Genomic DNA, 11,771 nt, shown 5'->3' on the forward strand with positions numbered 1-11,771 from the left:
GTGATGAGTGACCGTGTTGCGAAGGGATAAAAATGGATGTACAGAAAAACAAAACCCGACAATTACTGTCGGGCCACTGCTTTTTCTTAGAAAAACTAAGATTCTATTTTTAATTTTAGATGCGGTAGATCTTACAACAAAGTTGGCATTTCCATCTTTCTGAGTAGCCGAATAGCTTGTCAGCCCAACTTGGTTTGAGTTGTACGATCTGCATTGAACCACATTTACACATAAGCTAATTACCTTATTGTTAATCTAATAACTAAGCCATCTATTGAGTATAGCTGTTTCTCAAAAAGTGAAATGACAAATGAAGACGGCTCAAAACTCTGTATTGTGTTCATTGCAATGGATACGCAACGAGGCGGTATATTAGCAGAAAAAATGTGAGCTTTATCATGGAGGGTGTTTCATATATGAGAAACTATAATGGCTATATGAGTATAGGTTTATTAATAAAAATGAAAAACGGCGCTTCATGCGCCGTTTTTATTGGGTTTCTCGCTAATTAAGAAACGTGTTGATTTTCTAACTCTTCAGCGATAAATCCGCCAGTTTGATGCGCCCAAAGCTGGGCATAAATACCGTTGTTCGCGATGAGCTCTTGGTGAGAGCCTTGCTCAACAATACTGCCTTTATCTAGCACGATGAGGCGATCCATTTGTGCGATGGTCGACAATCGGTGCGCAATCGCAATAACGGTTTTTCCTTGCATTAACTCATTTAAGCTTTCCTGAATGGCTGCTTCGACTTCTGAATCCAGAGCCGATGTTGCTTCATCCAGTACCAGCAATGGTGCGTCTTTGAGTAGCACACGAGATATTGCGATACGCTGACGTTGGCCGCCAGACAGTTTCACACCACGTTCACCAACTTGCGCATCGTATCCGACGTTGCCAAATGGGTCGGTCAGTGTTTCGATAAACTCATGGGCATGCGCTTGCTTGGTGGCTTTCAACAAATCTTCTTCTGTCGCATCTGGGTTACCATACAAAATATTGTCGCGAATCGAGCGGTGCAGCAGAGAAGTATCTTGGGTCACCATACCGATCTTTGAACGCAAAGAGTCTTGTGTGACTTCTGAGATGTTCTGTCCATCGATCTTAATGCTGCCGTCTTCGACATCGTGGAAACGAAGTAACAAGTTCACCAAAGTTGATTTTCCGGCGCCGGAGCGCCCAACCAAGCCGACTTTCTCTCCTGGTTTGATGTTGAGATCGAGATGGCTAATCACGCCTTTGTTCTCACCGTAATGGAAGCTGACGTTATCAAAGTGAATGCCACCTTCAGTGACTACTAAGTCTTTTGCGCCTGGTTTATCTTTAATATCAATAGGCTTAGAGAGCGTTTTCATTCCATCGACTACGGTTCCCATATTTTCAAAGAGGGCGCCAACTTCCCACATGATCCACATCGACATACCATTTACGCGTAATGCAAGGCTAACAGCAATCGCAATCGCGCCAACGCTGATGGCACTATCCAACCACAGGTAAATCGATAAAGCAGCAACGGAAAAGACCAAAATATAGTTTGAGATCTCTACAGCAACGTCAAAGCCGGTCACTAGGCGCATTTGACGATAGACCGTATTCAAAAATCCCTTCATGCCTTGCTCAGCATATTGGGTTTCGCGCTGGCTATGAGAAAACAGTTTGACCGTCTGAATATTGGTATAGCTGTCGACGATGCGTCCTGTCATTGTCGAACGAGCATCGGCCTGCGCTGAAGCGACGTCTTTGAGCTTAGGAACGAAATAGATTTGGATAGCGATGTAAGCGAGCAGCCAGACGATCATTGGGATCATCAAACGCCAGTCTGCCGTCGCTAACATAATGATCATACTGGTGAAGTAAACCGTAACATAAACAAACACATCCATAGCTTTCATGACGGTTTCGCGCACAGCTAGTGACGTTTGCATGACTTTAGTTGCAACTCGGCCTGCAAAATCATCTTGATAGAAGTTTAAGCTTTGATTGAGCAAATACCGGTGTGCAAGCCAGCGGATAGACATTGGATAGTTGCCCAATAATGTTTGGTGAACGAGCAACGAATACACGATCACCAAAATGGGCATGACAACCAACAATAAGGTTCCGTAAAAAATCAAATCTGCTTTATTGTCTTGCAAGAACGTTTCTGGATTGCTGGTGGACAACCAATCAACCAATTGTCCCATCGCGCCAAACAACATAACTTCAACGACAGCAACAATCGTGGCCATCAAAGACATGATGATCAAAGGCTTTTCGTAGCCGCGGGTGTAATAACGTAAAAAAGCGAGCATCCCTGAAGGAGGCTGATCTGGTGTGGATTTGGGGAACGGCTCTGTAAAGCCTTCAAATCGTTTAAACATAACTCATCCTAAAGTTAAAACAGTGCCATTTGGGGTGGCTAAATCCATCGATTCACGCAGCTTTGGACGAAGCCGCGTGTATAAGGGTTTTTGGCTGCTCCTCGAGAAAGCAGACGGATTGACGAGAGGGGCGAAAAAATAGTCTAACCGATTGTGTTTTAAATGTAACTAGTTGGTTATGGGTGTGGTTGTCTATGGTTCTGATTCTTATGATGAATTCTTAGCATGTTCATCGCGATGCCATAAAACCTTAAACCTGCATAGTGACAATAAAATTTCGGGAGAAATAAGCTAAGTGCAGTGAAAATTACTTCTAGATAATTAAATTAATTGTGAAAACAGCAAAACTGAAGTTAACAATAAATTTACAATCTCCTCATTCTAGTGATAAGGAATGTATTGGATGCTATTACACGAATCAGTGACCCAATTTGCTAATGGGAAAGAAGAAAGCACGCAAAGTGCTCAGCGCCAAACCGCAAACTGCGTAGTGATGGTGCCACCGAAAGAGTTTCGTTTTAATGAAGAAACCGCACAAGATAATGAGTTCCAACATAAAGTGTCACTCAGCCAAGAAGAAGTCTCGCGTAGAGTGATGGCCGAGTTCGCGAGTATGGTAGCAACGCTGCGTCAAGAGGGCGTTCAAGTTGTTGAGTTTGATTATCCAGCTTCAGATGTTGCGACGCCAGATGCGGTATTTCCAAACAACTGGTTTAGCACTACGCCAGATGGCACGTTGTACACCTTTCCAATGGCCTGTGAAAACCGTCAAAAAGAAGTGCGTCCCGATGCGCTTGTGGCGGCACTAGCGCAAGCTGGGCGCGAAGTTCATCGACGTAGCAGCCTAACTGAATATCTTGATGAGCAAGCGTATTTAGAAAGCACGGGTGTGATGGTCTTTGACCACTTAAATAAAACGGTCTATGCCGCACTCTCACAACGTTGTGATCGTCTGGTTTTAGAAGATTACGCCGATCGCATTGGCTATGAACGAGTGATCTCTTTTCAAACTCGTTTGCCATCTGGTGCGCCTATTTATCACACTAATGTGATGATGGCGGTTGGCGAACAGTTTTGCGTGATTTGTGACGAAGTGATCCCAGAATTTGAGCGTCGTTTTGTCATGAAATCTCTCGCTAAAGATAAACAAGTGATCTCTATTTCGATTGAGCAAATGAACCAGTTCTGCGGCAACATTCTTCAGTTGGAAACCATCAATGGAGACAAAGTCATTGCGATGTCGCAATCGGCATACGATGCTTTCTCTCCAGCACAAAGAAATCAACTTTCGACGCACGGTAAATTGCTGCCATTCGATGTTTCTACCATAGAATCTATTGGTGGTGGCTCGGTTCGCTGTATGTTGGGTGAGGTATTTTTGCCTAGTCGACAAGCGGTGTTATAAACAATATTGCGCAGTTTTGCTTGCAAATGCAGGTGACGTTCATTCTCTCCCAAATAATAAAACCGTTAGCCTCGAGGCAGTACGAGGCTGACGGTTTCACTTTCTAACTTCTTCCTAGGATATTCCGAGCTTAACCCATACTCTCGCGCAAAGACTTGATGTCTTTGGATGGTGGCGCACCAAATAAACGGCTGTATTCACGGCTAAATTGAGAAGGGCTTTCGTAACCCACTTTAAACGTAGTCGCCATGGCATCGAGGTTTTCTGTCAGCATTAAACGCCGAGCTTCGCTGAGTCTTAATTTCTTTTGAAATTGCAGTGGCGTCATGGATGTCATAGAACGAAAGTGAGTATAAAACGCCGATTTACTCATGCCACTGTAGGCGGCTAACTCACTGACACTTAACGGCTTTACGAAATTATTCTTCAACCAATCAATGGCCTTCGCGATTTGATGGCTGTGACTTCCTGCAGTCACGATTTGATTAAGACGAGCGCCCTGTTCGGTGATTAACAGTCGATAAAAAATCTCTCGTTTAATGATCGGTGCTAAAATTTTGATGCTTTGTCCTTCATCCAGCAGCTCTATTAAACGCAGAAAGGCGTCAAGTAATGGCTCCGACAACTCTCCAACCGCTATGCCTTTTTGTGCTTCTTTGCTTTGATTAAACGTCAGCTCACTATCGACAATAAGTTGAGATATTTCAGTCAGATCCAGCTCCATAATCACCCCTAAATAAGGTTTATCTTCACTGGCTTCAATGATATTGGCGATAATCGGCAAGTCGACAGAGGAGATCAAAAAGTGGTTCGCATCGTAAACAAAGCTATCTTCACCCAACAACACGCGCTTTCTCCCTTGAGCAATTAAGCAAATACTTGGGTTGTGGGTGTAGCTTGTCGGTGGTGTTGGGGTTGCCCAGCGACTGAACCTTAATCCTGGAATTTCTGTGTCATATTGGTTCGCGCCATTTGCCCATTTCTCAATGTGCTTGGCAAGCTTTTCTATTGCACTGGCCAGGGTTGACGAAGTGTTTGACGGTACCTCTTGCATAAGTCAATGCTCTCCTCTGGTTGGCCTCAGGTTTGGTGTTAACGGCATGCGATTTCTGTCTTTGTAGTTAACGCTTTTTCGGAGTCAATTAAGCATAGTTATAACAGTTCATTTCTTTAAGTAAAGAATATTGGGCAAGTGTCTATTTCGAGGTTAAGCGATCGGAGATTGATCTTTCTGCTTGGTTTTTGAGCGGGTTAATTGTCTGTCATGAATTTTATTATTTAATAGTCAAGTGCTTATGTATTGATGAGTTTTTATTTCGTTTTTTCTAACCGGTCTCAAGTACGGTTGTCTTTTGTATTGGTTTGGAATATTGGGCAAGTATTAGCAATGAATAGGCTAACGGTCATCTATCAAAGCGCAATACAGTGAACCTATGGTTTGGTGAGTTGTAAGCACTCAAGAACACTATTTGGAGTCATGATGAATAACAAAAGCAATACTCAAATCCCTGACGTACTGCAAGCCGGTGTATTTCAAGGTCGAGGCATTTTCGAGTTTGGTGAAAAGAATGAAGCGTATGCGGATTACTTTACCGGTACGAGTTATCTGGCGTTGCTCAATCAGCCTGGTCTTATCGTGGCGAACGTAACGTTTGAACCAGGGTGTCGCAATTTTTGGCATATTCATCATGAAGGTGGGCAGATTCTGTTAGCGACAGGAGGGCGAGGTTGGTATCAAGAATTTGGCCAACCAGCACAAGAGTTGAATGTTGGCGATGTCGTGCATATTGCGCCAGGTACTAAGCATTGGCATGGCGCAGCTAAAGACAGTTGGTTCTCACATGTAGCAATAGAAATACCGGCTGAAGGCGCAAGTAATGAATGGTGCGAACCAGTCTCTGATCAAGAGTACATGCAACTAAAGTAGCCCGAGCTAAGTTTTCAGTGAGAAAAGGGAATATCGATGAGACAAGCATACCGTTTCAATCAGTGGGTGAGATGCGTTTTGGTGAGTGGTGTCTGGATGTTCCCCTGCATTGTAAACGCAGAAGTTAATAGCGCTGGATTGGAGGAAAATATGGTGAAAATTCGTTTTATTTTCGATGATTGCAGTGTTTCAGGCACATTGAAGAGCAGTGCGAGTACAGACGATTTTGTTCGTCAATTGCCTCTAACATTAGATCTACAAGACTACGCAAATACAGAGAAAATTGCTTACTTACCGAATAAGTTAACTCGCGAAGGCGCACCTTCTGGAACTCAATCAAAAGCGGGTGACATCTCTTACTACGCCCCTTGGGGAAATTTAGTTATCTTTTATAAAGACTTTGGTTACGCGTCTGGGTTTATTAAATTAGGTCAAATCGATGATGGGATTCATTGCTTTATTTCGAAAGAAACAAACCGTGTCACGATCGAAAAAGTCAATTAATGACCTAGTTAACAATGTGAATTATTAATGTAGAAATCAGAACGCTAATAAATATATTTCTAGAACTTCTATGGATTAGAACACCGTTACATAATGGAATTTTGATATGAAAGCATTAAACAAATCTGTTAAATCAATATTAATATTGGTGCTCACTATGGCAACACTATGCACAACGAATATCGCTTCAGCATCAGAAATATTCAGTGATAAAGAGCGAGCTATTATTCCTATTTCTGCTTTTACTGCGAGTGGTGAAATAGAAAAACTAACACAAAGCCTTAATGATGGGTTAGACGCAGGCCTAACGGTCAACGAGACAAAAGAAGTGCTGGCTCAGTTGTACGCGTATGCTGGATTTCCGCGCAGTTTGAATGGACTAGCAACATTTATGACGGTGTTGGAGGAACGTAAAAGCCGAGGTATTACCGATATCTTAGGGCGAGAATCAAGCGCGTTACCTAACGATAAAACCAGCTTAGAATTTGGCGCTGAAAACCAAACACAACTTGTTGGTGCAGAAGTAAAAGGCGCGCTATTCGATTTTTCTCCGCAAATTGATGAATACCTAAAAGCACATTTGTTTGGTGATATTTTTGAACGCGATGTGCTCACTTGGAAAGAGCGTGAAATTGCTACGATTGCAGCATTAGCAAATATGAACGGTGTTAATAGCCAATTAGCAGCTCACTATAATATCAGTATGAATAACAATGTTTCTATTCAAGAGTTAGAGGAATTTATTGTTGTATTAAGTGAGTGCTGTGGTGAAAGTGTGTCGAACAATGCTCAATCGGTCCTAAAAACAGTTTTGGAAAAATAAATATTATTTGGCCAATCATATCAATTAGAAAGGAATTCGTTTTATGAAAAATAAATCATCATTGCTTATTTGGTCTGTGCTGTTGTCGACGGGATTTATGCTTCCAATTGCTCAAGCAGCCGATGGTAACTCATCTTCGCAGCAAGTTTATCGCTCTGCTGATCAGAAATCGTTTCAAGGACCTGAAAACCTATTTACCGGGAAAGTTAACGTCGAGATGTTGTTTCCTGAAAACGAAGTTGCAAACTACAGCGCCGCCTATGTCACTTTTGATGCAGGAGCTCGAACCGCTTGGCATACTCACCCTGCAGGACAACACATGATCGTCACTTCCGGTACCGCACTTACAGGAACGCGTGATGGGCATGTAATTCGATTTGCTGCTGGTGATAGTGTTTGGTGTCCGCCTGATATCGACCATTGGCACGGTGCAACACCAAATGCGCCAATGACTCACCTAGTGGTTACGGCGTCAAAAGACGGTGAAAACGTTATCTGGAAAGAGCAGGTCACCGATGATCAGTATGCAGCAGGACAGCAATAACAAAGGCCACGTTTTTATAGCGAGCGCAGAGCTTTTACTCTGCGTTTTTTATTGTCTTGTTGGGCCAACCAAGCGCATTTCCCAATCTTCGACTTCGCCAGTTTCTAGGCGGCGCTCGACCAACTTGCCCCAAGACTCGACTAACGGCAGCTCAGACAGCTTAGTGAGTTCTTCTCTATTTAAACAGCCAGTGAAAACCGCACCCATGATGCGAGCCAATGGCCATTCTGGATAAGGTCTTTCGCACAGAATAATCTCGTCACCTGCACCGATATCGCCTTCTTCCAATACTCGGAAATACCAGCCTGTTCGAAGCGTATCTTGCAGTCTTCTCGCCATGTCGTGTTGGTCAAATCGTACGTTAAGTTTCCAACAAGGCATGCGACCTTGCGACACTTCCAGTAGTGTTGAGCCGATACGGATTTTATCTTTCAAGCAAATCGTGGATTCGGTGACGCCCTCGGAGCTGATGTTTTCGCCAAAGCCGCCAGCGGATTGGAAAATAGTTCTTTCGCCTAATTGTTGTTGCCAGATTGGGTAGTGCTCGCTTGGGTAAATATGAAGCGCTTTTTGAATGCCACCATGAAAGCGTGGATCGCCTTGCTCATCACTGATAAAACCAAGCTCTGTTGCGTGCTGGCGCTCGGGCAACACTTGTTTGTTGATTGCGCTTTGCGCTCCATGAGCATAAGGGACAGTTTTCCCTGCTAGCACAGCTTTTACGACGCCGATTTTCTTCATGTAACCTCCTTATTGTTTGAATGAGAGATAAAGTGTTTATCTTCATTCGCGATGCGGAGCATGATAGCCTAGTGAACTTGTGTCGGAGTAGGGATGAAAAGACAATCAACAATGCTAACTCGCCAAATTGATTCGAAGTCAGGCGTCATGACCTCCAATGAGATGATGGCCGCGAATCCCCATTCTCCTGTTTTGGTGAAAACCATCGACATGCCAAAAGGTTACATTGATGCGCTGCATCAACACACTTGGCATCAAATCATCTTTCCTATCAAAGGGTTATTGCAAACGCAAACGGAGCATTATCAGCATTTGGTTCCGCACACTTCTGCGTTATTTGTTCCTGCGGGTGTTCAACACGAGTCGGTTGCTGTGAGCAACACGATATTTGTTGGTATTTACCTCAACCCTGAGTTTGGTGCGACGTACGAGCCACAAGTGAGAACCATTGCTTTAACGCCGTTTTTAAATGAGCTTTTACAAGAGATCCGCAGACAGTGTGAAAATGAGGCAAGCCATGAAGAAGTGCTGCATTTGCTGGCGGTGTTGCATGATCAAATTTTGAAAAGCAACGTGCAGACATTTCAGTTATTACTGCCAAAAGACAGACGACTAAAACTGATTTTCGAGCACTTGACTGACGAGCCCGCGTTAAGCTGTTCGCTAAAAGAGTGGGGGGAGAAAATTGGGGCGTCTGAGCGCACTTTATCACGGTTGTTCGCCAAGGAATTCAACACTTCATTTCTGCTTTGGCGGCAACAAATTCGGCTGATTTACTCGCTTTCTTTGTTAGATGAAACGTTACCAATCCAAGCCATTGCAGACCGAGTGGGTTATCAAAACGATTCATCCTACATCAAAGCATTTAAAGCCTATTTTGATATGACGCCACAACAGTTTAGAGTGAACGGCGCATCGCGCAGGTAGAAATACAGAGCTTCGACTTCACTGAATGCTTTTGAGTAGAAGTCGCGATACTTCCTTTTTGAATTTCAATTACATGGTATGAATAACAATGGCACCAACGATAAATACTCGAGTGAACCAATTCTGCTTTGGTCAGCCAAAAACATCGCTGTCGTTGGAAAAAGTGCCCCTCAAACCGCTTGCTCAGGGCAAGGTTCGGGTGCGACTGGAAGCCACCAATATTAACCCAAGTGACTTGCTTTCCATTTATGGTGTTGGGCAATACCGCCGCGTTCACGTACCACCTCGCGTGCCGGGATTTGAAGCGGTTGGGCGTGTGGTGGAAGTTGGTGCTGTCGGTCAAACTGGCTTTCAAGTTGGGCAAAAAGTGTTGGTGGCGATGAGTGGTACTTGGCAATACTACATCGATGCTTCGCCCGAGAATCTTTTTCCGCTACCTGAAAGTTTGGATAACGGCTATGCCTGCCAGTTGTACATCAACGCGCTAACCGCGTGGGTTATCACCACGAAAGTGGCTAAGTTGAACAACGACGATATGGTGATCATCAATGCGGCGGGTTCGGCGATCGGTAAGATATTTGCCCAGCTTGCTCATTCACTGGGTTTTACACTGATTGCTGTGACTTCAAAGCCAGACGAGTATCCGTACGATACGACTCCAGTATTGGACGCGAAGCAAGACTTACACGTGCAACTGCAAACGCGCAAACTGCCACAACCAACGGCCGCTTTGGATGCGATAGGCGGTGAGGCTGGCACATATCTCATTCGTACCTTGAAAGAAAATGGCCAATACATCAACTACGGAACGTTGTCGTTAGCGCCTTATACGCCTGCGTTTTTTGAATCGATGAAGACCAACAACATCGACTTTAGCACCTTCTTTTTGCGGTATTGGGAAGAGTCGGTAGGTAAAGGCGGGAGAAAGGCGGTATTCGCTGAAATGTTAGACCACTTTATCGCCAACGATATAAAGTTAAGTGTAGCGTCTGAACTGCCGCTAGAGGATTTTCAAACTGCGATTGAAATGGTTGAGCAACGCTCATCGGCGGTGTCAGGAAAAATCATTTTGACGCTATGAATTACAGTGAGTCTGTTGAGAAAAGGGAGGATAAAATCCTCCCTTTTTTGATGGGTTATTTGTAATGATGGGACTATTTTAGATGGAAAATTTGTTCTGTTTCGAGCGATGTCATCGTACGTACTTGACGCCAAATGTAATAAAAAATACCGAACATCATTAACATGCTTGGAATTGCAATCATCGGGTAGCTGTAAAGCGTCATCTTACCCAACTCTTCATTAAAAGCAGCCGTGCCCGAAGGACTGGTCACGATCCAAGTCGCAAGGAAGTAGTTCATTGCGGATGAGAACGCAAAAGTACTCGCAAACAGATAGTTTGATGACATTAGACAACGTTCAAATGCCTCTGATTGACCGTTCTCTTTCAAGCGTTCGTTAATCAGCGATAAATTCAATACCGTGTCATTCAGTACTAACTTCTGCATCAGTGGATAGCGGGTAAACGTTGAGCCCAAAACCGCTAAACCGATCAGGCCAGGGATCAGGGCTTCTTTCAAGGCTAACCAACGTGTATCAAGCTCTAACAAGCCAATGCCGCCAGTTAATAAAACACTGATAAAGCCAAGTGCAGAAATAAAGTTAAATTTCTTGTTCCGGGCAAGGTCCATACCGCCGTAAATGATAGGAAATAGCAAAGCGACAACCAGCGCCATTGCTGTTCCTAGGTGTTCATCGCCGCTAAACTTCATCAAGATAAAGGAAGGGATGAATACGTTAAAAAGAATCTCGAATAGGGGATTCGGCTTTTTCGCCGTTGTGTTACTCATAATGTTTTACTGACTCTACTCTATGTCGGCTGTTATTGTACTTTGACGAGAAGTGTTCATCTAGTCGCGCTTGATGTAAAGCGTTAAAGCGCCGAGTTGTGTAACGACTTATGAAATAGACCGGAGCATAGCCAGTTAGTTGACATGATTGACTACTTTTTTGTGTCTTAATCGCGCTCCCTCTGCGAAATCATCTGATTGCGTGCTCTGAATAATCGAGTCGCCACGGTGTTGTGATTAAGCTCTAAGACTTGAGCAATTTCATTATGATTAAACCCGACTACGAGTTTTAAGACCAATGGCTCTCGGTATTTGGGTTCGAGAATCATCATTTGTTTTTGAAGCCAATCTTGTGCCATGTCGTGGTCACTGCCAGGGTAGTTTTTTGCCTGTATTACACACTCATCAATATCGACAAAATCGTACTGCTTTTTATCAAAGCGCCGAGCATTCTCACGACGCAAAATGGTGATGAGCCAAGGCTTCGCGGCATTGGGATCATTTAAGTTATCAAAGAATCGCCACGCTTTCAGAAAGGTTTCTTGCGCCAAATCTTCAGCAAGGTGGTGATCTTTGCACAGCCAATATGCGAGACGATAGATATCTTGGTATCGCTCCTTCGTCAGTGCTTCGTATCGTTTGTGTTTTTCCATAGCATTAAGATCAGAAGTGTAGAGCTGAGTAGCAAGGT

The 11,771-nt window shown here is 43.8% G+C and carries 12 protein-coding genes; 7 read left to right on the top strand and 5 right to left on the bottom strand.

The features are described from left to right. Positions 1 to 508: 508 nt before the first annotated feature. The gene (locus J8Z23_RS21560) at positions 509 to 2,359 is read right to left on the bottom strand and encodes an ABC transporter ATP-binding protein (protein ID WP_005392176.1); all 1,851 of its coding nucleotides are present in this window, start codon (positions 2,357 to 2,359) and stop codon (positions 509 to 511) included. Between the two features lie 403 nt (positions 2,360 to 2,762). On the opposite strand from J8Z23_RS21560, the gene J8Z23_RS21565 reads away from it, so the two are divergent. Next, a complete protein-coding gene (locus tag J8Z23_RS21565) occupies positions 2,763 to 3,764 on the top strand; it encodes an arginine deiminase-related protein (protein ID WP_046875656.1) in 1,002 nt (333 codons plus the stop codon). A 130-nt stretch (positions 3,765 to 3,894) separates the two neighbouring features. Here the strand turns inward: J8Z23_RS21565 and J8Z23_RS21570 are convergent, their stop codons facing one another. Then, positions 3,895 to 4,818 carry an AraC family transcriptional regulator gene (locus J8Z23_RS21570; protein ID WP_005392187.1) on the bottom strand — a complete coding sequence of 308 codons (924 nt, stop codon included), beginning with the start codon at positions 4,816 to 4,818 and terminating at the stop codon, positions 3,895 to 3,897. 423 nt (positions 4,819 to 5,241) lie between these two features. On the opposite strand from J8Z23_RS21570, the gene J8Z23_RS21575 reads away from it, so the two are divergent. From J8Z23_RS21575 to J8Z23_RS21590, 4 genes are all read left to right on the top strand, one after another. Next, positions 5,242 to 5,691, top strand: coding sequence for a cupin domain-containing protein (locus J8Z23_RS21575; protein WP_086015559.1), 450 nt, complete (start codon positions 5,242 to 5,244; stop codon positions 5,689 to 5,691). Between the two features lie 150 nt (positions 5,692 to 5,841). Then, a complete protein-coding gene (locus J8Z23_RS21580; protein WP_434635366.1) occupies positions 5,842 to 6,195 on the top strand; it encodes a cyclophilin-like fold protein in 354 nt (117 codons plus the stop codon). 157 nt (positions 6,196 to 6,352) lie between these two features. Beyond that, a complete protein-coding gene (locus J8Z23_RS21585) occupies positions 6,353 to 7,018 on the top strand; it encodes a carboxymuconolactone decarboxylase family protein (protein WP_258664599.1) in 666 nt (221 codons plus the stop codon). Between the two features lie 43 nt (positions 7,019 to 7,061). After that, positions 7,062 to 7,562, top strand: a complete 501-nt coding sequence (locus tag J8Z23_RS21590) for a (R)-mandelonitrile lyase (protein ID WP_176319865.1) — start codon at positions 7,062 to 7,064, stop codon at positions 7,560 to 7,562. A 48-nt stretch (positions 7,563 to 7,610) separates the two neighbouring features. On the opposite strand, the gene J8Z23_RS21595 is transcribed toward J8Z23_RS21590, so the two are convergent. After that, on the bottom strand, positions 7,611 to 8,303 hold the full coding sequence (locus J8Z23_RS21595) for an MOSC domain-containing protein (protein WP_301566946.1): 693 nt from the start codon (positions 8,301 to 8,303) through the stop codon (positions 7,611 to 7,613). Positions 8,304 to 8,414: 111 nt separating this feature from the next. Here J8Z23_RS21595 and J8Z23_RS21600 point away from each other — a divergent pair, with 111 nt between their 5' ends. Together J8Z23_RS21600 and J8Z23_RS21605 are read left to right on the top strand one after the other, a co-directional pair. Continuing rightward, positions 8,415 to 9,230: an AraC family transcriptional regulator gene (locus J8Z23_RS21600; protein WP_434635842.1), complete on the top strand. Its 816-nt coding sequence runs from the start codon at positions 8,415 to 8,417 to the stop codon at positions 9,228 to 9,230. An 88-nt stretch (positions 9,231 to 9,318) separates the two neighbouring features. After that, a complete protein-coding gene (locus J8Z23_RS21605; protein WP_434635367.1) occupies positions 9,319 to 10,311 on the top strand; it encodes a zinc-dependent alcohol dehydrogenase family protein in 993 nt (330 codons plus the stop codon). 73 nt (positions 10,312 to 10,384) lie between these two features. Here J8Z23_RS21605 and J8Z23_RS21610 read toward each other — a convergent pair whose 3' ends face one another. Then, positions 10,385 to 11,080: a VC0807 family protein gene (locus J8Z23_RS21610; RefSeq protein ID WP_104972112.1), complete on the bottom strand. Its 696-nt coding sequence runs from the start codon at positions 11,078 to 11,080 to the stop codon at positions 10,385 to 10,387. A 167-nt stretch (positions 11,081 to 11,247) separates the two neighbouring features. Further along, complete coding sequence (locus J8Z23_RS21615; RefSeq protein WP_375222644.1) at positions 11,248 to 11,733, bottom strand: sigma-70 family RNA polymerase sigma factor; 486 nt, start codon at positions 11,731 to 11,733, stop codon at positions 11,248 to 11,250. Positions 11,734 to 11,771: the final 38 nt, after the last annotated feature.

The organism is Vibrio sp. SCSIO 43086, assembly GCF_051132235.1.
Lineage (GTDB): Bacteria > Pseudomonadota > Gammaproteobacteria > Enterobacterales > Vibrionaceae > Vibrio > Vibrio diabolicus.